This window comes from Paraburkholderia sp. GAS42 (assembly GCF_050436565.1).
In the GTDB taxonomy this organism is placed as follows: Bacteria; Pseudomonadota; Gammaproteobacteria; order Burkholderiales; family Burkholderiaceae; genus Paraburkholderia.
Genome location: NZ_JBNDML010000012.1, coordinates 1 through 22117 on the forward strand (window position 1 = coordinate 1; position 22117 = coordinate 22117).

Here is a 22117-nt window from a genome sequence, read left to right on the forward strand (position 1 = left end):
CTGTATAACGGGGAGATCATTGCCTGGCAGAGTTCCATTCGACCAACCTTCGATCTGGTCGGGAACATGCTCAAGAAGGCGTTCACCCGTCTCGGGCGGGGCGAACGCCCCTTGCTGCATTCCGATCAAGGATGGCAGTACCAGATGGCTGCCTGGCGCAGGCTACTGGACCAGCGGGCGATTCGCCAGAGCATGTCGCGCAAGGGGAACTGCCTGGACAATGCGGCGATGGAAAGCTTCTTCGGTACACTCAAGGCAGAGTTCTTCTACCTGAACGAGTTCGACAGCGTAGAACAGCTACAGGTCGGACTTCGGCAGTACATCCATTACTACAACCACGAACGCATACGGCTGAAGTTAAAAGGGCTGAGTCCTGTGCAATACAGAACCCAGCCCTTGGGCATCTAGCCTCTTTGAACCGTCCAACTTCCGGGGTTCAGTTCATGCGACGCCGTTTTTATTCCCGCGGAAGGACCCAACCGGAACGTTACCGCCCGCCCGGCTTGCGCGCGGCGTCAGCCGGCGTTTCCTTGCGCATCATCTTCCACAGTGCGCCCAGCACGACCGGCACGATCGCCGCACCGATCCCGACCAGCACGATCACGTTCAGATACTGGCGAATGAACGGAATGTTGCCGAAGAAGTAGCCGAGCAGCACGAGCAGCAACACCCACAAGAGCGCGCCGGCGAAATTGAAGATCTGGAAGCGCCGCACGCTCATTTCCGATGCGCCTGCAACGAACGGTGCGAATGTCCGCACGACCGGGATGAAACGCGCGAGAACGATGGTTTTGCCGCCGTGCTTCTCGTAGAAGTTATGCGTCTTTTCAAGCGCTGCGCGATCGAGAAAACGGTCGAGACCTCGTATATGCGTATTGAATACCCTGGGCCCGATCGCACGGCCGATCATGTAGTTGACGGTATTGCCCGACACGGCGGCGACGAGCAGCAAACCGATCAGCAACGGCAGACTCATTTCGCCCGTCGCGCAGAACGCGCCGCCGATAAACAGCAGCGAATCGCCCGGCAGAAACGGCAGCACCACGAGCCCGGTCTCGCAGAAAACAATCATGAACAGCACGACATACACCCATGTGCCGTACTGGTGAATGAACTCACCAAGAAACTTGTCGATGTGCAAGACAAGATTGAAGAACTGCAGCAGCGTGTCCAAAAGCGTCCCTTATGATCGGATTGCGAGGCCGGACGGTCCGATGGCCTCGTGCGCCGGGCGGCAAAGATGCGCCCGAAGCGGTGAAATTGACCGCGCCATGATACCGAAAGTGCCCGCCGGGCTAAATTAATTGAGTGCGCGCGACCACACTCGGGCGGTGAAACAGGCGGCCGGCGCCAAGTCGCTATAATTTCGGCATGTCCGAATTCTCCGAGAACCCCGTCGAAGCCGCGGCGCCTGCTGCGGCCTCCACGGCTGCGCCTGCGTCTCCTGACGCCTTCGCCCCGCGCCCGTTGCGCGCGATCCAGCCACTGCCCGACCAGCTGATCAGCCAGATTGCCGCCGGCGAAGTGGTCGAGCGGCCGGCTTCCGTGGTGAAGGAACTGCTGGAGAACGCGCTCGACGCCGGTGCGACAACATTGCGCATCGTGCTCGACGAAGGCGGCGTCAAACGGATTTCGATCACCGACGACGGCTGCGGCATCCCCGAAAACGAACTGCCGCTCGCGCTGCTGCGCCACGCGACGAGCAAGATCCGCTCGCTCGCCGAACTCGAAGCGGTCGCGACGCTCGGGTTTCGCGGCGAAGCGCTGGCGTCGATCGCATCGGTGGCGGAGATGCACATCACGAGCCGCACAGAAAGCGCGCCGCATGCGGTGCGCATCGACGCGCAGACCGGCGCACTGACGCCTGCGGCCGGTACGCGGGGCACGACGATCGAAGTCCGCGAGCTGTATTTCAACACACCCGCGCGACGCAAATTCCTGAAGAGCGAACAGACCGAACTCGGCCACTGCCTGGAGATGATCCGGCGCTCGGCGCTGGCGCGGCCGGACGTCGCGATCTCGGTGCTGCATAACGGCCGCGCCGTCGAGCACTGGAACGCGACCGATCCGGCGACGCGCGTCTCGAAGATCCTCGGCGAAACGTTCGCGACGGCGCATCTGCCGCTGGACGAATCGGCTGGGCCGCTTGCCGTTTATGGCTGCGCTGGTCTGCCGACCGCGAGCCGCGGCCGCGCGGATCAGCAGTATTTTTTCGTCAACGGCCGTTTCGTGCGCGACAAACTGCTGACGCACGCTGTGCGCGCCGCGTATGAAGACGTGCTGCACGGTGACCGTTATCCGTCGTACGTGCTGTTTCTGGATCTGCCGCCCGAAGCCGTCGACGTCAATGTGCATCCGTCGAAGATCGAAGTGCGGTTCCGCGATTCGCGATCGATTCACCAGTTTGTGTTTCACGCCGTGCAGCGTTCGCTGGCGCGACACGCAGGCGCTTCGCCGGAGACGACCGCAGGCGGCCATGCCGCGCACATCGCACCGATGCCGATGCCAACGCCGAATCCGGCTTCGTTCGGCTCGACGCCGCCGGGTGGCGGCTTCTCAGGCGACGCCGGCAACATGTGGCTGCGTCAGGCACAGATGACGCAGGGCACGTTGCCGGTTGCACAACCGCTCGCGCTGTATGACGCGCTCTTCGGACGCAAGGACACAGGCGCCGGCACCGCATCGGGAACGACGGCGCTCGAAGCACGCGACGTCGACGGCAATGGCATGTCAGCCTTCGCGGGAGCGCCTTCCACGTTTCCTTCGGGCTTCGCGCCCACTGGATCACAGGCGTTCGCACCGGCCTTCGACGGCAACGACGAGCAGCCACTCGGCTTCGCTTTAGGCCAGATCCACGGCATCTACGTGCTGGCGCAGAACGCGCACGGCCTTGTGATCGTCGATATGCACGCCGCGCACGAGCGCATCCTGTATGAGCAGTTCAAGAACGCGTTGTCCGACCGGACGATTGCGGTGCAGCCACTGCTCATTCCACTCTCGATGCTGGCCGATCCCGTCGAAATCGGCACGGTCGAGGAAGAGCGCGCGACGCTCGACGCGCTCGGCTTCGATCTCGCTGTGCTGTCGCCGAACACGCTCGCAATCCGCGCCGTGCCCGCGTTGCTGAAAGATGCCGATCTGCAGGCGCTGGCGCGTGCGGTGCTCGCCGATCTGCACGCATTTGGCGGCTCGCGCGTGCTGACCGAGCGTCAGCACGAACTGCTCGGCACGCTAGCGTGCCATCACGCGGTGCGCGCGAACCGGCGTCTCACACTCGATGAAATGAATGCGCTGCTGCGCCAGATGGAAGCAACCGAACGCGCGGATCAGTGCAATCACGGCCGTCCGACGTGGTATCAGCTGACGCTGTCCGACCTCGATCGTCTCTTCATGCGCGGTCAATGAGCGTGCAGTTCCTCACTTGCCTGCCCGCGCAATGCGCACGCTCATGACGTCACAGGAAGCCACGCCGGTCGCCTGCCTGCTCGGCCCGACGGCGTCCGGCAAGACGGCCGCTGCGCTGGCTTTTGCCGCGCGGCACCCGGTCGAGATCATCAGCGTCGACTCGGCGCTCGTCTATCGCGAGATGGATATCGGCACGGCCAAACCCACCGCTGAAGAGCGCGCGCTGGCGCCGCATCATCTGATCGACATCGTCGACCCTGCCGACGCCTATTCGGCCGCGGATTTTCGTGCGGACACGTTGCGGCTCGTCGGCGAAATCGTCGCGCGTGGACGGGTGCCATTGCTGGTCGGCGGCACGATGCTGTACTACAAGGCACTGACGCAAGGCCTGAACGATCTGCCCGCCGCCGATCCAGACGTGCGCGCGACGCTCGACGCCGATGCCGCCCGCGACGGCTGGCCCGCGCTCCACGCGCGGCTCGCGACGGTCGATCCGGTGACAGCGGCGCGGCTCGCACCGAATGACTCGCAGCGCATTCAGCGCGCGCTCGAAGTGTTCCTGCTGTCGGGTCAGCCGATGTCGACGCTGCTGGAAGCGCCAGCGCGCATCGACGAAGCCGCACGGCCATGGCGATTCACACCGATTGCGCTGGAGCCTTCGGATCGAAGCGTGCTACATGCGCGCATCGAGAAGCGCTTCGATGCGATGCTTGCGGCGGGTTTAGTCGATGAAGTGCGGCGTCTGCGTGCCCGTGACGACCTGCATCCGGGATTGCCGTCGATGCGATGCGTCGGCTACCGGCAGGTCTGGGCGTATCTCGATGGCCTGACCGACTACGACACCATGCGCGACAAGGGCGTGTTCGCGACGCGCCAGTTGTGCAAACGCCAGTTGACCTGGTTACGCGCGATGCCAGAGCGAACGGTGATCGACTGCTGCGCACCCGACGCCACCCACCAGGCGCTTCGCGCCATCGAAAGCGTGCTCGTTCATGCGGCCTCGCAATAACGCGCATCGCGCCCAATAAAAAAGCCGCCTGATGCAAATCAGACGGCTTCCTTTACAGCGCGCAAATCAGGATCAGGGCACTCAGACCACGACGGTCTGCGCCTCGCCTTCCTTGCTCTGACGCACGGTGCCGATCTTCCATACCTGCTCACCTGCTGCCGACAACAGGCCGATCGCCTGTTCGGCATCGTCAGCCGAAACGATCACGGCCATCCCGATCCCGCAGTTGAATACGCGATGCATTTCCGCATCGGCCACACCGCCGTGCTTCTGCAGCCAGCCAAACAGCGGCGGCAGCGGCCACGCGCGATGATCCAGCTCGGCCGTGAGGCCTTCGCGCAGCACGCGCGGGATGTTCTCGACCAGCCCACCGCCGGTGATGTGCGCCATGCCCTTAACGGCCATGGTCTGCATCAGCGAGAGCAGCGGCTTTACGTAGATGTGCGTCGGCGCCATCAGCGCGTCGGCGAGCGAACGGCCGTCGAAATCGGCGTTCAGATCCGGGTTCGCGCGCTCGATGATCTTGCGCACCAGCGAGAAGCCGTTCGAATGGATGCCGCTCGATGCCAGACCCAGCACTACGTCGCCCGGGGCGATCGTGCTGCCGTCGATGATCTTGCTCTTTTCGACCGCACCGACCGCGAAACCGGCCAGGTCGTACTCGCCGTCCGGATACATGCCGGGCATTTCCGCCGTTTCACCGCCGATCAAGGCGCAGCCCGCCAGCTCGCAACCCTGGGCAATGCCCTTCACGACCGTCGAAGCGGTACCGACGTCCAGCTTGCCGCACGCGAAGTAATCGAGGAAGAACAGCGGCTCGGCGCCCTGCACCAGGATGTCGTTGACGCTCATCGCGACCAGATCCTGGCCGACGGTGTCATGTTTGTTCAGCTGAAAGGCCAGCTTGAGCTTCGTGCCGACGCCGTCCGTGCCCGAAACGAGCACCGGCTCCTTATACTTTTTCGGCACTTCGAACAGCGCACCGAAACCACCGATGCCGCCCAGCACGCCGTCGCGCAAGGTCTTTTTGGCAAAGGGCTTGATCGCGTCGACAAGGGCGTCGCCCGCGTCGATGTCCACGCCGGCGTCGCGATACGACAGGCCTTGGGCGTCAGGGGCGGATTTCGGTTGATTCATGGGGAAGAGCGAGAAGGTCGGTAAAATGCGATTTTACCCGATGCCGGCCGTCTGGCTGGAATTCATCCGTTCGGACGATCCCTGGAAATCCCACCTTGCAGCAAAATTCACCGATTCTCACGCCGTATCAGCGTCAGGCCTTTATCTGGGTCGCCATTGCGCTCGGACTGGGCATCCTGCTGTGGCTGTTGAGTCCGGTCCTCACGCCGTTCCTCCTCGGCGCGATCCTTGCATACATCCTGCAGCCGGGCGTCGCGTGGCTTGTACGCCGGCGCGTGCCGCGCAGCCTCGCCGCGCTGCTGATGATCCTGATCTTCGTGCTGCTGATGACGGCGCTCGTGCTGCTCGTGCTGATTGTCGTGCAGAAGGAAGGGCCGCAGCTGAAGCAGCAGGTGCCGCGCTTTTTCTCTCACGCGCATGACTGGCTGCAACCGAAAGTCGCGCTCCTCGGCATCACCGATACGCTCGATTTCGCGAGCGTCCGCGACCTGGTGATGGGCCAGCTCGAAGGCAGCGCGCAGACGGTCGCGGTTTACGCCTGGACATCGATCCGCACGAGCAGCAACGTGATGTTCACGGTGATCGGCAACGTCGTGATGGTGCCGCTCGTGCTGTTCTATCTGCTGTACGACTGGAACGCGATGCTCGCGCGCGTGCAGATCGTTATCCCGCGCCGCTGGTACGACAAGACGATGCAGCTCGCCACCGACATGGACCGCATGCTCTCGCAGTACCTGCGCGGCCAGTTGCTCGTGATGGGCGTGCTGGCCGTGTACTATGCGGTCGCACTGTTCATCGCAGGATTCGAGATCGCGCTGCCGGTCGGCATCTTCACCGGTCTCGCGGTATTTATCCCGTATATCGGCTTTGCGACCGGCCTGATTCTCGCGCTCGTCGCCGCTACGCTGCAGTTCGGCGACTGGTACGGCTTCGGCGCGGTGGCCGTCGCGTACGGCTTCGGGCAGATTCTCGAAAGCTTTTTTCTGACGCCGCGGCTCGTCGGCGAGCGCATCGGCATGCACCCGCTCGCAGTGATCTTCGCACTGCTCGCGTTCGGCCAGCTGTTTGGATTTTTCGGCGTGCTGCTTGCACTGCCTGTCAGTGCGATGCTGTCGGTCGCGCTGCGCGAAATGCGCGCCGGCTATCTGGCCAGCGCGCTTTACAAGTAACTGACTCCGGCTTTTATTGTGCTTCGTCAACTGACGCTCGATCTCGGTACCCCACCGCCATCGACATTCGACAATTTCTTCGCCGGCACCAACGCCGAGCTGGTCACGCGTCTGCGTGAGCTTGAGGGCGCGCTCGCCATCGGCCCGGTCGCCGACCGCACGTTCTATATGTGGGGCGAAACCGGCAGCGGGCGTAGCCATCTGCTGAAAGCGCTCGTCGAGAACGCGCAGCCGGGACACGCGCGCTTCGCGAGCCCGCAGAGCGGCCTCGCCGCGTTCGCGTTCGACCCGAAGGTCGCGCTCTACGCAATCGACGACTGCGACGGCCTGTCCGGCGCGCAGCAGATCGCGCTCTTCAATCTCTTCAACGAAGTGCGCGCGCACCCGACGAGCGCGCTGGTCGCGACCGGCAACGCCGCGCCGATGGGCCTCACGGTGCGCGAGGACCTGCGCACGCGGCTCGGCTGGGGGCTGGTATTCCACCTTGCGCCACTGCCCGACGAAGGCAAGGCGGCCGTGCTGAAGCACGCCGCGCGCGAACGCGGCATCGCGCTGGCCGACGACGTCCCCGCCTACCTGCTCACGCACTTTCGTCGCGACATGCCGAGCCTGATGGCGCTGCTCGACGCGCTCGACCGCTTCTCGCTGGAACAGAAACGCGCGGTGACGTTGCCGCTGCTGCGCACGATGCTCGCGTCGCCCGATGGCGGCGCGGACCCTCGAACGGCTACGTCGTCACCCGCTTCAAGTAAAATGGGCCCCCATGACTAACCTCGCACTCTTCGACCTCGATCACACGCTCATTCCCACGGACAGCGACCACGAATGGGGGCGCTTCATGGTGAAGCACGGCATGGTCGATGCCGAAAACTTCGCGCGTGAGAATGACCGCTTTTTTGCCGACTACAAGGCCGGCCGGCTCGACATTCACGCGTATCTGATCGCGATGCTGACGCCGCTGGCAAAGTACTCGCGCGCGCAACTCGCCGAATTCCACCAGAAGTACATGCACGAAGTGATCAAGCCCGCGATCGTGCCGGCCGCGCTCGAACTCGTGCGCGTGCACCGCGACGCCGGCGACCTCTGCTGCATGGTCACCGCGACGAACGAATTCATCACCGGGCCGATCGCCGAAGTGTTCGGCGTCGACAAGCTGATCGCGTGCGAAGCGGAAACCGTCGACGGCCATCCGCATTCGGACTACACCGGACGGCCGACTGGCACGCCGAGCTATAAAGAAGGCAAGATTGTCCGTACCGAAGCGTGGCTCGCTTCGCTCGGCAAGACATGGTCGGATTTTGAGCGCAGCTATTTCTACAGCGATTCGCACAACGATATCCCGCTGCTCGAAAAAGTCACCGACCCGATCGCGACCAATCCCGACGACACCTTGCGCGCCCACGCGCAGGCCAAAGGCTGGCGCATCCTCGAACTCTTTCAACCCACGTGATCAAAAAATTCATTCGCAAGCTGTTCGGACAGAATCCGGCACCCACTGACGATGCTGCCGATGCCGCACCGTCTCCCGCCGCAGACGAAACCACCGGCACACGCGCTGGCCGCGCCGCTGCCTCGGGTTCGCCGGCCAAAACGCGCCGCAGGCCCGCGCGTAGCGCTGCTGTCAAAGGCGTGCCCGACCCGGACGTACCCGTCATCATCTCGTCCGATATCCACGGCATCGATCCGTCGCTGATCTCGAAGAACGCGATTCGTGTCACCGAAGGGTTGCAGCAGGCGGGGCATCGCGCGTTTATCGTCGGCGGCGCCGTGCGCGATCTGCTGCTCGGCATTGCGCCGAAAGACTTCGACGTCGCGACCGATGCCACACCGGATCAGGTGCAAAAGCTGTTCCGCCGCGCGCGCATCATCGGCCGGCGCTTCCAGATCGTGCACGTGCAGTTCGGCCAGGAAATCATCGAAACGTCGACGTTCCGGGCACTGGTCGATCCGCCGGCCGCCGACGCCGCGCCGCCGCGTCGCCTGAAGCGCGACGAACTCGACCGCCGTACGCACGCGGTCGACGCAAGCGGCCGCGTGCTGCGCGACAACGTCTGGGGCGAGCAGCACGAAGACGCCACGCGCCGCGATTTCACGATCAACGCGATGTACTACGACCCGGCTACGCAGACGGTGCTCGACTATCACAACGGTATGGCCGACATGCGCGCACGCCTGTTACGCATGATCGGCGATCCGGCCACGCGCTATCGCGAAGATCCGGTGCGGATGCTGCGCGTCGTGCGCTTCGCGGCGAAGCTCGGCTTCGAGATCGAAGACAGCACGCGTGCGCCAATCGTCGAAATGGCTGACCTGATCAACAACGTGCCGGCAGCCCGTCTCTTCGACGAAATGCTGAAGCTGCTGCTATCGGGTCACGCGCTTGCGTGTCTGACCCGTCTGCGCAAGGAAGGTCTGCATCACGGCCTGTTGCCGCTGCTGGATGTCGTGCTCGAACAGCCGCAGGGCGAAAAATTCATCACGCTCGCGCTCACCAACACGGACGACCGCGTGCGCGCCGGCAAGCCGGTTTCACCGGGCTTCCTGTTCGCAACACTGCTATGGCACGACATGCAGCAGCGCTGGCAGCAATACGAGGCGAACGGTGAGCATCCGGTGCCCGCGCTGCATCGCGCGATGGACGACGTGCTCGACATGCAGACCGAGAAACTAGCGATCCACAAGCGCTTCTCGTCGGACATGCGCGAGATCTGGGGTCTGCAGTTGCGCCTCGAAAAACGCTCGGGTCGAGGCGCGCTGAAGCTGCTGGAACACCAAAGATTTAGAGCAGGGTATGATTTCCTCCTGTTGCGCTGCGAATCGGGCGAACTCGATGAGTCGGTCGGTCAGTGGTGGGCAGAGTTCATCGAAGGAGACATCGCCGCGCGCGAAGCATTGCTCTCGCAAGGCGGGAAGGACCGGACGCCCAGAAAACGACGGCGGCGCAGCAGTGGCGCCAGAAGCCGCAAACCGGGCGAAGGAATGGAGGGCGGCACGACCGCAGGAACGCGCGAAGCCAGCGATGTGAGCCCTAACGGCTCTCACGAAGACTGACCGGTTCCGGCACATGCCGTCGAACGTAAGTCGCAGGAAGTGATGCCATGACGGTTGCCTATCTCGGCCTCGGCGCGAATCTCGGGGACGCGCGCCAGACCCTGAAAGACGCTGTTGTGTGTCTCGCACAACAGCACACCATTGCCGTGCTCGCCAAGTCGAGCATGTATCGCACTGCCCCGATCGACGCGGGCGGCGACGACTATTTCAACTGCGTCGTGAAGATCGACACGACGCTGTCCGTGCGCCATCTGCTCGCGCTGTGCCACACGATCGAGCATCACTTCGGCCGGGAGCGTCCCTTTCGTAACGCACCGCGTACGCTCGATCTCGACATCCTGCTTTTCGGCGACCACTGTATAGAAGAGCCGGACCTGATCGTGCCGCATCCGCGTCTCACTGAGCGCGCATTCGCGCTCGTGCCGCTCGTCGAAATCGACGCGACGCTGGTCATCCCGCAGCACGGCCGTGCCGATGCACTGCTCAGCGCCGTCGCTTCACAGCGCATCGAAAAGATCAAATCGCCGTGTCAGTGTCCGGTACTCGGCGCGCTGACGGGCAAGAAAGCCGAATCGTCCGGAGGCAGCTGTCGATGAATTCAACGCCGCTCACCGTCGTCGCGCCTGACCTGCGAGCGCCCTTCCGCTATCTCGCGATCGAAGGTCCGATTGGCGTCGGCAAGACGTCACTTGTGCAGCGGCTCGCGGAACGCTGGTCGATGCACGCGATCTACGAGCGGCCGCACGAGAATCCGTTTCTCGAACGCTTTTATCGCGACACGTCACGCTTTGCGTTGCAGACACAGCTTCACTTCGCGTTACAACGGGCACAGCAGGTGCGCGACATCGCGGCGACCTGGTCGACGGGCACGCCGCTCGTCGCTGATTTCATGACGCAGAAGAACGACGTGTTCGCGCGCCTCACACTGCCGGACGACGAATGGCAGTTGTATCGTGCGCTGGCTGCACGGGTCGACGTGTCGGGACCAGCGCCGGATTTCGTCGTGTATCTGCAGGCGAGCCCGGAAGTGCTGTTTTCGCGCATCCAGAAACGTGCGCTGCCGATGGAGCTGCAGATTTCCGATGCGTATCTGCGCGCGCTCTGCGACGCATACAACGAGTTTTTCTATCACTACGACGGTGCGCCCGTGCTCACGGTGAACGCCGAACATCTGAATCCGCTTGAATCGGACGCGGACCTTGCACTCCTGATCGAACGCATGGAATCGATGCGTGGTCGCAAGGAATTCTTTGTCAAAGGCACGTCGCTGTAAGCGGCGTCTCTCTTTATCTCCACGGACTGTCATGACCTATTTGCAGGAAACGAGCCGGAACGCCGTTACCGTGCCGAAACTGCAGGCAATGCGCGAAGCGGGCGAAAAAATTGCGATGCTCACCTGTTACGACGCGAGCTTCGCTTCGCTGCTCGATCGCGCGGGTGTCGATGTGCTGCTGATCGGCGATTCTCTGGGCAATGTGCTTCAGGGTCATTCAACGACGCTGCCCGTTTCGCTCGATGACATCGCGTATCACACGGCATGCGTTGCGCGTGCGAAGCCGTCGGCGCTGATCGTCGCGGATCTGCCGTTCGGCACCTACGGCACGCCGGCGGATGCGTTCGAGAGTTCCGTGAAGCTGATGCGCGCCGGCGCGCAGATGGTGAAACTCGAAGGCGGCGAATGGGTGACGGAGACGGTGCGTTTTCTCGTCGAGCGATCGATTCCGGTGTGCGCACATGTTGGACTCACGCCTCAGTCGGTGCATGCGTTCGGCGGCTTCAAGGTGCAAGGCAAGACGGAAGCAGGCGCGAGCCAGTTGCTGCGCGATTCGCGCGCGGTGCAGGACGCAGGTGCGCAACTGATCGTGATCGAAGCGGTGCCGACGCTCCTCGCTTCTGAAGTCACCAAGCAGCTGACGATTCCGACGATCGGCATCGGTGCGGGTCTCGACTGCTCCGGACAGGTGCTGGTGCTGCACGACATGCTCGGCATTTTCCCTGGCAAACGTCCGCGCTTCGTGAAGGATTTCATGCAGGGGCAGACGGGGATTCTTGCTGCGGTGGAAGCGTACGTGCGGGCGGTGAAGGACGGGGCGTTCCCGGGACCTGAGCATACGTTCTGAGTGTGATCAGCGTGACGCCGACGCGGGCCGGGTCGGCGAAATATCCGGTTGGCGGCGGTCGTTACTCCGCGAAAGGTTCGGGCGTTGCAATTCCAGGCCTCCGTCTTCGTCCTGTCGTTAACGCGACATTAAGGCGACGGTGTTGCGTGATGACGGAGACCACCATGAGCCCCTTCTGCCTGATCGACATCGCGGGCATTCGCGATCATTCAACCGTGCCGCATGACGTGCCAGAACCGGCGCGGCATACGCGGTTCACTGCGTGGATATTGAGGCTCTTTCATCACGGGCACGCTTGAGCATTGCGCGCCACGGCTTTAACCTGGTGCCATGCCGGGCTGGGTAGCGCGGCACGGCCGGTTGCCGCGCCGGGTCGAGCCTTGGGCTCCGTGTCGCTCAGCCGGCCAGCCTGGCCGCTACCGCACCGCGCAGCGCATTGCAGAGCATCAGTGCCTCGGCCCCCTCTACTTCTGTACGCAGCAGAACACGCTCGGCCGCCTGCAACTCGGCGTCTTCGAGCAGCACGCTGCGCATCACACCCGGCAACACGCCCGATGACAACGGCGGCGTCCACCACCGCCCATCCAGTTTGACGAAGACAGTCGTCCGGCCGCCCTCCGTCAATTCCCCGCGCTCGTTGAAAAACAGCATGTCGAAAGCGCCCTTCGACTCGGCTTCATGCCACGCCCGATCGTATTGCGCGCGACGCGTGGTTTTATGATGCAGCAGCACATCACCCGCCTCGGTCGGGGCGTAGCCGTAATCCGGCGCAAACAGCACGTCCGCCACGTCACCCTGTAGTGGCGCCAGCGGTGCGGCTGTTAGTTGCGTTGAGCCGCACTTGTCGACCGCAAGACGCATGCGGTGTGGCGTTTCTGCAGTTAGTTGCGTGCACTGCGCTCTGATCTGTTCACGCACTGCTGCTTCATCGAAACCAAACCCGAGGTACGTCGCACTCGCACTGATGCGCGCGATATGCCGACCCAGATGACGCACGCCATTTTCGCGGGTCGCGTACATGGTCTCGAACAGCTGGAAGCCGGGGTCGGCTTCCGTCAGAAAGCGTGCTTTCAACTGACACTCCGCGTATTCGTCGGCAGCGACGCTATCGAGGACGATCCCCGCGCCGATGCCGAGCGTGCCACGCCGCAGACCGGTAGCAACCGGCGCCGGCGCATCGAGCGTCAACGTGCGGATCGCGACCGAGAGACAGAAGTCGCCGCACGCGTCATCTTTCTCGCGCGTTCCATCCATGGTGGGCGGCGCATCGAGCCAGCCGATCGCGCCGGTATAAAGACCGCGCGACGTGCTTTCGAGCGCGTCGATCAGCTGCATCGTGCGATGCTTCGGCGCACCGGTAATCGAGCCGCACGGAAACAGCGCGCGGATGATGTCAGCGAAGGACGTGTGCGCCCGCAGTTGCGCTTCGACCGTCGATGTCATCTGCCACACCGACGCATACGGCTCGACGGAGAAGAGTGCCGGCACCTTCACCGACCCCGTTTCCGCGACCCGCGACAGGTCGTTGCGCAGCAGATCGACGATCATCACGTTTTCGGCACGATTCTTCGGGTCGTTCGCGAGGAATTCGGCGAGACGGCGATCGGCTTCGGCGTCGGCGGAACGCGGCGCCGTGCCTTTCATCGGCCGCGCATGCAGCGTCCGGCCTTCTTTCTCGACAAAGAGCTCCGGCGAACACGACAGCACCCACCGATCGTCGGACAATGCGATCAGCGCACCGTAGCGCACCCGCTGACGCGCCCGTAGCCGCCGATACAGCGCGAGCGGCGCGCCGAACACGTCGAAACCGAGCCGGTAAGTGTAGTTGACCTGATACGAATCCCCGGCACGCAGCGCTTCATGAACGCCGGCGATGGCCTGTTCGAATTCCGCATAGTCGACGCTTTCGTGCACGCCGCCTGTGCCTGCGATCGACGGCTGCGCCGCTCCGCCATCGCGTGCGGCAAGCCATGCATCGACCTCATCGAGCGACAGCTTTTCACATCGTTCGAACAATAAAAAACGCAGCGTGGCATCGCCACGCTGCGTTCGTTCCGACCGGAGCCAATCCGCAAGAACAAGATTCCGGCCGAATTCATAGTTGCCGAGTACAACGGCATGCAAACCATCGCGCATATCAGCCGCGACAGCATCGCACACTGTGTCGAGCGCGGCGGCATCGACGCACACCCGCTCGTGCATAAAACCCGTGTACAGACGGCTCGTCCGATGTCCTGCAATCGAATCGCAGTCGTCGAGTAACGCGAACACGGTGCCGCGTTCGTCAGTCACCATGGGTACCACCAACTTCAGTCTGCCATTAATCGAAGAAGCTCTTCACCCGATCGAACCAGCTCTTGCTTTGCGGACTATGCCGCGCGCCGCCTTCGACAAGCGACTTCTCGAACTGTTGCAGAATCTCGCGCTGCCCTTCGGTGAGCTTGACCGGCGTCTCCACCTGCACGTGCACGTAAAGATCACCCGCAATGCTCGAGCGCAGCCCCTTGATACCCTTGCTACGCAGACGGAATGTCTTGCCCGACTGCGTGCCTTCCGGCACCGTGAAGCTCGCGCGGCCCGCTAGCGTCGGCACTTCGATCTCGCCGCCGAGCGCCGCCGTCGTGAACGGGATCGGCATCTGGCAATGGAGGTCGTCGCCATCGCGCTCGAACACCGTGTGCTGCTTGATGTGGATCTCGACGTACAGATCGCCCGAGGGACCGCCGTTGATGCCCGGCTCGCCGTTGCCAGCCGAACGGATACGCATGCCGTCGTCGATACCGGCCGGAATCTTCACTTCCAGCGTCTTGGTTTCCTTGGTCTTGCCTGCGCCGTGGCAGTGCGTGCAAGGCTCAGGAATGTAGGTCCCGGTGCCATGACACTTCGGGCAGGTCTGCTGGATGCTAAAGAAACCCTGTGACATGCGCACTGCGCCCGAACCGTTACAGGTCGGGCACGTTTCCGGCTTGGTGCCAGGCTTCGCGCCGGAACCATGACAGATCTCGCACGAGACCCAGCTCGGCACACGAATCTGCGTGTCGTAGCCATGCGCGGCCTGCTCAAGCGTGATTTCCATGCTGTAGCGCAGATCGGCGCCACGATACACCTGCGGGCCGGCACGGCCAGCGCCACGTGCCGCACCGCCGGCCGCCTGACCGAAGATGTCGCCGAAGATATCGCCAAAGGCATCGGCAAAACCGCCAAAACCCTGCTGACCTCCGCCCATGTTCGGATCGACGCCTGCGTGACCGTACTGGTCATACGCCGCACGCTTTTGCGAGTCCGAGAGCATTTCATAGGCTTCTTTCACCTCCTTGAAATGCTCTTCCGCATCCTTGTTGCCCGGATTGCGGTCGGGGTGATGCTTCATCGCGAGCTTGCGATAAGCCTTCTTGATTTCGTCGTCGCTCGCGTTCTTTGCGACGCCCAGAACCTCGTAGTAATCCCGTTTCGCCATTTCGGTTCAACGCCAGCCGCGCAATCCGGCGCGGCGGCTCCTTATGAATGCTGGAGTCTTGCGACTCGTCCGGCCGCGATTTTTGCCCGTTGCAACGGACAAACACCGCGCCCTCCATAAAACAAATGTGCCCGGCGAGCCCAAAAGGGCTCGCCAGGCGCGCTCATCGTTCACTCGCGGTCGTGCGCCCAACCAGGCACAGACCGTTCTGCAGCCGGGCTGCGCGCCGTTCCCGATGCGCAGCCTTGCGGTCGAAGTTCAACCCGGCTTAGTTTTTCTTCACTTCCTTGAACTCGGCGTCGACGACGTCGTCTTCCGGCTGGCTCGCCCCGCCTTGCGACTGACCCGCGCCTGCTGCACCGGAGGCGCCTGCCGCACCTTGCTGGGCGGCCTGCATGTCGGCGTACATCTTTTCGCCCAGTTTCTGCGACGACGTTGCCACCGCTTCGATCTTCGCTTCGATCGCTGCCTTGTCGCTCGAACCGCTCTTCAGCGTTTCTTCGAGTTCCTTCAACGCGGTTTCGATCTTTTCCTTCTCGGCGGCTTCAATCTTGTCGCCGTATTCGGTCAGCGCCTTCTTCGTGCTGTGGACCAGTGCGTCGCCCTGATTGCGGGCATCGGCCAGTTCACGCAGCTTGTGATCTTCTTCGGCGTTCGCTTCCGCATCCTTCACCATCTTTTCGATTTCGGCTTCGGACAGACCGGAGTTCGCCTTGATCGTGATGCGGTTTTCCTTGCCGGTCGCCTTGTCTTTCGCGCCGACGTGCAAAATGCCGTTCGCGTCGATGTCGAAGCTCACTTCGATCTGCGGCACGCCGCGCGGTGCCGGCGGAATGCCTTCGAGGTTGAACTCGCCCAGCAGCTTGTTGCCCACTGCCATTTCGCGTTCGCCCTGGAACACCTTGATCGTCACGGCGCCCTGATTGTCGTCAGCCGTCGAGTAGACCTGTGCGTGCTTGGTCGGGATCGTCGTGTTCTTGTTGATCATCTTCGTCATCACGCCGCCGAGCGTTTCGATGCCGAGCGACAGCGGCGTCACGTCGAGCAGCAGCACGTCCGTACGGTCGCCCGACAGCACCTGGCCCTGAATCGCGGCGCCCACGGCGACGGCTTCGTCCGGGTTCACGTCACGGCGCGGATCCTTGCCGAAGAACTCCTTCACCTTTTCCTGCACCTTCGGCATACGCGTCATACCGCCGACGAGAATCACGTCGTCGATTTCGCCGACCTTCACGCCCGCATCCTTGATGGCCGTGCGGCACGGTTCGATCGTGCGTTCGATCAGTTCTTCAACCAGCGCTTCGAGCTTCGCACGCGTAATTTTCAGGTTCAAGTGCTTCGGACCCGACGCGTCGGCCGTGATGTACGGCAGGTTGATTTCAGTCTGAGCGCTCGACGACAGTTCGATCTTCGCCTTTTCAGCCGATTCCTTCAGGCGTTGCAGCGCGAGCACGTCTTTCGACAGGTCGACGCCCTGCTCCTTCTTGAACTCGCCGATGATGTAATCGATGATGCGCTGGTCGAAGTCTTCCCCGCCGAGGAACGTATCGCCGTTCGTCGACAGCACTTCGAACTGCTTTTCGCCGTCCACATCCGCGATTTCGATGATCGACACGTCGAACGTACCGCCGCCGAGGTCATACACGGCGATCTTGCGGTCGCCCTTTTCGTTCTTGTCGAGGCCAAACGCGAGCGCGGCCGCGGTCGGTTCGTTGATGATCCGCTTCACTTCCAGACCGGCGATGCGGCCCGCATCTTTGGTAGCCTGGCGCTGGCTGTCGTTGAAGTACGCGGGAACCGTAATCACAGCTTCGGTGACCGGCTCGCCGAGGTAGTCTTCAGCGGTCTTCTTCATCTTGCGCAGCACTTCCGCCGAGATTTGCGGCGGAGCCAGCTTCTGATCGCGCACTTCGACCCATGCGTCGCCGTTATCGGCCTTCATGATCTTGTACGGCATCAGGCCGATGTCTTTCTGCACTTCCTTTTCTTCGAAGCGGCGGCCGATCAGGCGCTTGACCGCGTACAGCGTGTTCTTCGGGTTCGTGACCGACTGACGCTTGGCCGGCGCGCCGACGAGAATTTCGCCGTCTTCCATGTAAGCGATGATCGACGGCGTGGTGCGCGCGCCTTCCGAGTTTTCGATCACTTTGACCGAATTGCCTTCCATGATCGCCACGCACGAGTTCGTGGTGCCGAGGTCAATACCGATGATTTTGCCCATTTTTCCTGATCTCCTGAACTTTGATCGCTGCGAAAAACGCGCTGTGCCCTCAAGGCTGGCGGCGCATTTCGCCTTCAATTCATACCTGCACTCAAAATAAGTGCATCCGCATCGTTTTCAAGACCCTGAATGCAATGCGGTCATTAATTTTTCTCAATCGCCTGCGCCCGCGGTGCGAATTTCCGACACGCCTGCATCGCTTTCCTTTCCGGCGGCCCGGATTTTCTCACGCGCGCCGCCGCGACGGCCGCCTCGAACTGCCCAAGGGCCATGCCAGCCGGTCGCCCGGCCGGACGCTTGCCACGATGGAAGAAAAACCACGTCGGCACGCCATGCAGCGGCGGCCCGGTTCGCGGTGCGCGTAGACGCTGCTGTGAAACCACTTGAGCCCGAGCGCACGGATGGCGTCCGGTTGCGCCAGCATCGCCTACTTCGCGATTTCGCAGTTAAAGCACCCGAAACCCCAGAAGAAGACGACCGCCAGTTCGTCGCCAGCTGATGCAAGGCCGGCGTCGAACGCGTATCGGCGCCCAGTTCCTGTATGTCGAAGACAGCGAACGCGGTGGCTTCGACGGGGATACCGGCCATGACAGTTACGCTTCGCGCGCGGCCTGACAACGGATCGCGGCCGCTTACTTCGACGCCGCGTCCGGCGCCGCGACGGTCACGAGCGCCGGACGCAGCACGCGGTCGGCGATCACGTAACCCTTTTGCAGCACGGCGACGACGGTGTTCGCTTCCTGATCGGCCGGCACCACCGAAATGGCCTGGTGACGATGCGGATCGAACTTCTCGCCGACCGGATTCAGAGCGACGACGCGACCCTTTTCCAGTGCGCCGGTCAACTGACGCAGCGTGAGCTCGACACCTTCGCGCACCTTCGTGAGATCGGCTGAGTTGTCGGCGAGCGCTGCTTCGAGGCTATCGAGCACCGGCAGCAGATGTTCAGCGAAGCTTTCGATCGCGAACTTGTGCGCCTTGGCAACATCGTCCTGCCCGCGGCGACGCACGTTTTCCGTCTCGGCCTTCGCGCGGAGGAAGCTTTCCTGCAGTTCGACGATCTTTGCCTGCGCTTCGGCCAGTGCGGCATCCGCGGGCGCAGCTTGCGCCGGGCTCTCCTGCTGCTGGGTCGAAGCAGCAGCATCAGCAGCCGTGCGACCCGTTTCGTCAGCAGGCGTGGGATTCTGGCTGATCGGATTCTCTTGCGTGTTTTCCATGTCGCTGAAAGTCGGTTAAAAAATAAATGGCGTCGCGGCGTCTACATTTCATGCTCGCCCAAACAGGCGTTGCATAAACACGACAAGCCGCCGCTTATCGACGGTGCAGATGGGGCCCGAGTTGGCGTTTTCAAGGCCGCGAGGGCCCGAATTCGCACCGGGACCGTGCGGTGAAACTGGCCGTTACAACAATCACGCGGCCGTCATCAGATTGAGATTGAGCCCGATGCGCGACTGTCCTAAACTCCACTTAGACGTTCGAAAAGACACGTTTACCCTAACAGGTGTAAGCTTCGCTGCAACCCATTGCCTTAACTGCTTTACCACCCAGCCAGATCGCCGTTTCAATCCCGCATCCATGAGGGGAGTACCGTGAAACTGACCTTCGCAATCTCGGTGGTCGCTCTGGTACTTATCGCGGGTACCACGACCATCTGTATGTCCGGGGCCGTCAACGAAAGCACGACCGAATACGGTGGTGTGCATCAGACGATGGAAAACCTGTTCAATTCCCACCTGAAAGTTTGTCGATAACGCGCCGGTCACGCTTGGTCGGCCGTCCTTGCATGGCCGCGGCCGGCTCGCGATACGTCTTGCGTCGCTCCTGTTCCAGCAAACGCTTTTCCCTGCCTTCGGATGTTTCTGCGTAGAGCGTCTGCGCGATGGTTGCCGGACCCCGCACGTCGCAGATTCCCAGCACCTCCACCTGCCATAAGACCTGCTCGATCTGGATTTCGACCGGGTCGCCCACGCGCACATCCTTCGACGGTTTCACCGTCGCGCCGCCGATCCGCACGCGCCCTTTCTCGACAGCGTCCGCCGCCAGCGAGCGCGTCTTGAAGAAGCGCGCGGCCCAGAGCCATTTGTCGATGCGCAGACGCGCGCCCGGTTCAGTGTCAATCCTGTAGTTCATTGAAGCTTCCGTCCTGACGGGACGCCCCGCCCTGTGTTAGCCCTTCTCAACCCTTCTCAACCCTTTACGCCTGCGCAACCGCCGTTCCCTGCACAGGCGCCGGCTGGATCACCGGCCAGCCCTGCAGATGCTGCGCGACGATCTCGCCCAGCGCCGCGATCCATGCTGAAGACGCGTTGACGCAAGGGATGCGGTGAAATTCCTTGCCGCCCGCGTGCAGAAACTCGTCACGCACCTCAAGGCCGATTTCCTCGATCGTCTCCAGACAATCGGCGGTGAAACCTGGACAGAACACGTCCGCGCGGCGCACGCCCGCGAGACCGAGCTCTTTCAATGTCGGTGCCGTGTAGGGCTGCAGCCATTCAGCACGCCCGAAACGCGACTGGAACGTAATCCGGCATTCCACCGGCGACAGATGCAACGCGTTCATCAGCAGCGCGCCCGTCTGCTGGCATTGCTCGTGATACGGATCACCCAGATCGAGCGTGCGTTTCGGCACGCCGTGAAAACTGAGTACGAGCTTGTCGCCGTTCGCAAAGTCCGGATGGCCGTGCGTCTGCCAGTAGTGGCGCACCTGCGCGGCCAGCGCAACGATGTACGCAGGATGATCGCAATAGTGACGCACCGTGCGGATTTCCGGCTGGTTGCGCATGCGCCGAAGGGCGACGAAGGCCTCGTCGAATGCGGTGGCTGTCGTGGACGACGAATACTGCGGATACATCGGCACCAGCAGCACGCGCTCCGCGCCCGACAGTTTCAGCTGGTTCAGCATCGCGGGAATGCCCGGCGTGCCATAACGCATCGCATAATCGACGATCACCTGATAGTCGTTCAGATGCAGCAGATGCCGCAGCGCTTCCACCTGCTTTTCCGTATGCACACGCAGTGGCGAGCCTTCCGGCATCCACACGGCTGCGTATTTCCTGGCCGACGCGCGCCCGCGAAACGGCAGGATCAGCAGACGCAGAACCACCTGCCAGACCACAGCCGGAATCTCGACCACGCGGGGATCGGACAGAAACTGCGCGAGATAGCGGCGCACGGCGCGAGGCGTCGGTGCATCCGGTGTGCCGAGATTGATCAGCAACACCGCGACACGATGTGACGTAGCGGACTGCGAAGGCCGCTCGAGATCGAAACGCATAGTCAGTTGGCCTGGTGGCGTGCTGCAGGGAAACGGTTCAGGTGAAGCCCATTATAGCGGCGCGGTTTTCCGCCGATAGCTGGCCATTCGGCCTATTGGCGCAGCGCGCGCCATCGCGCATCATCTGTCTCAAGAGATGCGCGACGAGCGGTGTGAGCCCTGTGCTATTGCTGGCTGAGGCTCATCGAAAGCAGCCGTGCGGTGATGTCGACGATCGGAATCACACGGTTGTAGGCCATGCGCGTCGGCCCGATCACGCCGAGCGTGCCGACGATCTTGCCGTTCACTTCGTACGGCGCTGTCACGACGCTCATTTCTTCGATCGGCACGAGATTCGATTCACCGCCGATGAAAATCTGCACGCCTTGTGCGTGACTCGACACGTCGAGCAACTGAAGGAGGCTGGTCTTCTGGTCAAACACATCGAAAAGCTTGCGCAGCCGCGCCATGTCCGACGAAAGGTCGGCGACCTCGAGCAGATTGCGCTCACCCGAAATCAGCACCGTCTCGCCGGGGTCGGTGTCGTCGGTGCTGGCGGTGACGGCTGCGTGCATCAACGTTGTCATGTCGCCGCGCAGTTCGTCGATTTCGTCGCGCAGGCGGCGACGCACTTCGTCAAACGAAAGGCCCGCGAAATGCGCGTTGATGTAATTGGAGGCTTCCACCAGTTGCGACGGCGAGAAGTCGCGCTGCGTCGCCATCATGCGGTTTTGCACGTCGCCTTCGGGCGTCACGATGATAAGCAGGATGCGCTTGTCGGACAGGCGCATGAATTCGATCTGCTTGAACACGTGGCTGCGCCGCGGCGTAAGCACGACACCCGCGAATTGCGACAGGCTGGACAGTACGCTCGCCGCCGCCGCGACGATCTTTTGCGGCTCGCCGCCCTGAAGCGTGGTTTTGACCGTGCGCATGACGGCTTCCTCGTCGGCGGCGGACTCGACGGTGAGCATCGTGTCGACGAAAAGGCGGTAGCCGCGCGGCGTCGGAATGCGTCCCGCAGAGGTATGCGGGCTGATCACGAGCCCGAGATCCTCGAGGTCCGACATCACGTTGCGGATGGTCGCAGGACTCAGTTCGAGGCCCGAGTAGCGGGAAAGCGTGCGCGAGCCGACCGGCTGACCTTCGGCGATATAGCGCTCGATCAGCGTTTTAAGGAGGGTTTGTGCGCGAGGATCTAGCATGACGGAAAATTTTAGCTCAACGGCGGCACTACAGGGAGCGATTACGGAACGTTTCGCGACATTTACAGGTTCGCGCGGCAACCTGCGCCT

At 62.5% G+C, this 22117-nt stretch carries 20 protein-coding genes and 1 pseudogene; 11 read left to right on the forward strand and 10 right to left on the reverse strand.

What is annotated here, in order from left to right; all coding sequences use genetic code 11:
* Positions 1-408: IS3 family transposase (locus P3T16_RS18440; protein ID WP_429343362.1), on the forward strand; the 408-nt coding region annotated here is incomplete at its 5' end.
* Between the two features lie 79 nt (positions 409-487).
* Here P3T16_RS18440 and P3T16_RS18445 read toward each other — a convergent pair.
* Complete coding sequence (locus P3T16_RS18445) at positions 488-1174, reverse strand: DedA family protein (protein ID WP_429255362.1); 687 nt, start codon at positions 1172-1174, stop codon at positions 488-490.
* A 197-nt stretch (positions 1175-1371) separates the two neighbouring features.
* On the opposite strand from P3T16_RS18445, the gene mutL reads away from it, so the two are divergent.
* Positions 1372-3405, forward strand: coding sequence for a DNA mismatch repair endonuclease MutL (gene mutL / locus P3T16_RS18450; RefSeq protein WP_429343363.1), 2034 nt, complete (start codon positions 1372-1374; stop codon positions 3403-3405).
* A 43-nt stretch (positions 3406-3448) separates the two neighbouring features.
* Positions 3449-4414: a tRNA (adenosine(37)-N6)-dimethylallyltransferase MiaA gene (gene miaA / locus P3T16_RS18455; protein ID WP_429343364.1), complete on the forward strand. Its 966-nt coding sequence runs from the start codon at positions 3449-3451 to the stop codon at positions 4412-4414.
* 81 nt (positions 4415-4495) lie between these two features.
* On the opposite strand, the gene purM is transcribed toward miaA, so the two are convergent.
* A complete protein-coding gene (purM, locus tag P3T16_RS18460; protein ID WP_429255365.1) occupies positions 4496-5551 on the reverse strand; it encodes a phosphoribosylformylglycinamidine cyclo-ligase in 1056 nt (351 codons plus the stop codon).
* Positions 5552-5646: 95 nt separating this feature from the next.
* Here purM and P3T16_RS18465 point away from each other — a divergent pair, with 95 nt between their 5' ends.
* From P3T16_RS18465 to P3T16_RS18500, 8 genes are all read left to right on the forward strand, one after another.
* Entirely contained in the window at positions 5647-6720 is a 1074-nt protein-coding gene (locus P3T16_RS18465) for an AI-2E family transporter (protein WP_429343365.1), read from the forward strand.
* A gap of 18 nt (positions 6721-6738) precedes the next feature.
* On the forward strand, positions 6739-7491 hold the full coding sequence (gene hda / locus P3T16_RS18470) for a DnaA regulatory inactivator Hda (RefSeq protein WP_429343366.1): 753 nt from the start codon (positions 6739-6741) through the stop codon (positions 7489-7491).
* Positions 7484-8170 (forward strand): HAD family hydrolase, encoded by a 687-nt coding sequence (locus P3T16_RS18475; protein WP_429255368.1) that lies wholly within the window; start codon positions 7484-7486, stop codon positions 8168-8170. Before hda ends, P3T16_RS18475 begins: the two co-directional genes overlap by 8 nt.
* Complete coding sequence (gene pcnB, locus P3T16_RS18480) at positions 8167-9771, forward strand: polynucleotide adenylyltransferase PcnB (protein WP_429343367.1); 1605 nt, start codon at positions 8167-8169, stop codon at positions 9769-9771. Before P3T16_RS18475 ends, pcnB begins: the two co-directional genes overlap by 4 nt.
* Before the next feature lie 47 nt (positions 9772-9818).
* On the forward strand, positions 9819-10367 hold the full coding sequence (gene folK, locus P3T16_RS18485; protein ID WP_429343368.1) for a 2-amino-4-hydroxy-6-hydroxymethyldihydropteridine diphosphokinase: 549 nt from the start codon (positions 9819-9821) through the stop codon (positions 10365-10367).
* Positions 10364-11044 carry a deoxynucleoside kinase gene (locus P3T16_RS18490; RefSeq protein WP_429255371.1) on the forward strand — a complete coding sequence of 227 codons (681 nt, stop codon included), beginning with the start codon at positions 10364-10366 and terminating at the stop codon, positions 11042-11044. The genes folK and P3T16_RS18490 overlap by 4 nt, the downstream gene beginning before the upstream one ends.
* Positions 11045-11075: 31 nt before the next feature.
* Complete coding sequence (gene panB, locus P3T16_RS18495; protein WP_429255372.1) at positions 11076-11891, forward strand: 3-methyl-2-oxobutanoate hydroxymethyltransferase; 816 nt, start codon at positions 11076-11078, stop codon at positions 11889-11891.
* 164 nt (positions 11892-12055) lie between these two features.
* A complete protein-coding gene (locus P3T16_RS18500) occupies positions 12056-12190 on the forward strand; it encodes a hypothetical protein (protein ID WP_429255373.1) in 135 nt (44 codons plus the stop codon).
* Between the two features lie 97 nt (positions 12191-12287).
* Here P3T16_RS18500 and pabB read toward each other — a convergent pair whose 3' ends face one another.
* From pabB to hrcA, 8 genes and pseudogenes are all read right to left on the reverse strand, one after another.
* Complete coding sequence (gene pabB, locus P3T16_RS18505; RefSeq protein ID WP_429343369.1) at positions 12288-14186, reverse strand: aminodeoxychorismate synthase component I; 1899 nt, start codon at positions 14184-14186, stop codon at positions 12288-12290.
* A 25-nt stretch (positions 14187-14211) separates the two neighbouring features.
* Entirely contained in the window at positions 14212-15348 is a 1137-nt protein-coding gene (gene dnaJ, locus P3T16_RS18510; protein WP_429343370.1) for a molecular chaperone DnaJ, read from the reverse strand.
* 268 nt (positions 15349-15616) lie between these two features.
* Positions 15617-17569 carry a molecular chaperone DnaK gene (dnaK, locus tag P3T16_RS18515; RefSeq protein WP_429343371.1) on the reverse strand — a complete coding sequence of 651 codons (1953 nt, stop codon included), beginning with the start codon at positions 17567-17569 and terminating at the stop codon, positions 15617-15619.
* Between the two features lie 153 nt (positions 17570-17722).
* Positions 17723-18157, reverse strand: a pseudogene (locus tag P3T16_RS18520) (thioredoxin family protein).
* Between the two features lie 44 nt (positions 18158-18201).
* Positions 18202-18786, reverse strand: a complete 585-nt coding sequence (gene grpE, locus P3T16_RS18525; protein ID WP_429343372.1) for a nucleotide exchange factor GrpE — start codon at positions 18784-18786, stop codon at positions 18202-18204.
* 505 nt (positions 18787-19291) lie between these two features.
* Positions 19292-19699, reverse strand: a complete 408-nt coding sequence (locus tag P3T16_RS18530) for an RNA-binding S4 domain-containing protein (protein WP_429255378.1) — start codon at positions 19697-19699, stop codon at positions 19292-19294.
* A 64-nt stretch (positions 19700-19763) separates the two neighbouring features.
* Entirely contained in the window at positions 19764-20843 is a 1080-nt protein-coding gene (hemH, locus tag P3T16_RS18535; RefSeq protein WP_429255379.1) for a ferrochelatase, read from the reverse strand.
* Between the two features lie 164 nt (positions 20844-21007).
* Positions 21008-22027, reverse strand: coding sequence for a heat-inducible transcriptional repressor HrcA (hrcA, locus tag P3T16_RS18540; protein WP_429255380.1), 1020 nt, complete (start codon positions 22025-22027; stop codon positions 21008-21010).
* Positions 22028-22117 lie beyond the last annotated feature (90 nt).

What these genes read in the sequence shown, in the direction of transcription:
- mutL (WP_429343363.1), top strand. Translation starts at nt 1,372, where the DNA reads ATGTCCGAATTCTCCGAGAACCCCGTCGAAGCCGCGGCGCCTGCTGCG.
- miaA (WP_429343364.1), top strand. Translation starts at nt 3,449, where the DNA reads ATGACGTCACAGGAAGCCACGCCGGTCGCCTGCCTGCTCGGCCCGACG.
- purM (WP_429255365.1), bottom strand. Translation starts at nt 5,551, where the DNA reads ATGAATCAACCGAAATCCGCCCCTGACGCCCAAGGCCTGTCGTATCGC.
- P3T16_RS18475 (WP_429255368.1), top strand. Translation starts at nt 7,484, where the DNA reads ATGACTAACCTCGCACTCTTCGACCTCGATCACACGCTCATTCCCACG.
- folK (WP_429343368.1), top strand. Translation starts at nt 9,819, where the DNA reads ATGACGGTTGCCTATCTCGGCCTCGGCGCGAATCTCGGGGACGCGCGC.
- P3T16_RS18490 (WP_429255371.1), top strand. Translation starts at nt 10,364, where the DNA reads ATGAATTCAACGCCGCTCACCGTCGTCGCGCCTGACCTGCGAGCGCCC.
- panB (WP_429255372.1), top strand. Translation starts at nt 11,076, where the DNA reads ATGACCTATTTGCAGGAAACGAGCCGGAACGCCGTTACCGTGCCGAAA.
- P3T16_RS18500 (WP_429255373.1), top strand. Translation starts at nt 12,056, where the DNA reads ATGAGCCCCTTCTGCCTGATCGACATCGCGGGCATTCGCGATCATTCA.
- pabB (WP_429343369.1), bottom strand. Translation starts at nt 14,186, where the DNA reads ATGGTGACTGACGAACGCGGCACCGTGTTCGCGTTACTCGACGACTGC.
- dnaJ (WP_429343370.1), bottom strand. Translation starts at nt 15,348, where the DNA reads ATGGCGAAACGGGATTACTACGAGGTTCTGGGCGTCGCAAAGAACGCG.
- dnaK (WP_429343371.1), bottom strand. Translation starts at nt 17,569, where the DNA reads ATGGGCAAAATCATCGGTATTGACCTCGGCACCACGAACTCGTGCGTG.
- grpE (WP_429343372.1), bottom strand. Translation starts at nt 18,786, where the DNA reads ATGGAAAACACGCAAGAGAATCCGATCAGCCAGAATCCCACGCCTGCT.
- P3T16_RS18530 (WP_429255378.1), bottom strand. Translation starts at nt 19,699, where the DNA reads ATGAACTACAGGATTGACACTGAACCGGGCGCGCGTCTGCGCATCGAC.
- hemH (WP_429255379.1), bottom strand. Translation starts at nt 20,843, where the DNA reads ATGCGTTTCGATCTCGAGCGGCCTTCGCAGTCCGCTACGTCACATCGT.
- hrcA (WP_429255380.1), bottom strand. Translation starts at nt 22,027, where the DNA reads ATGCTAGATCCTCGCGCACAAACCCTCCTTAAAACGCTGATCGAGCGC.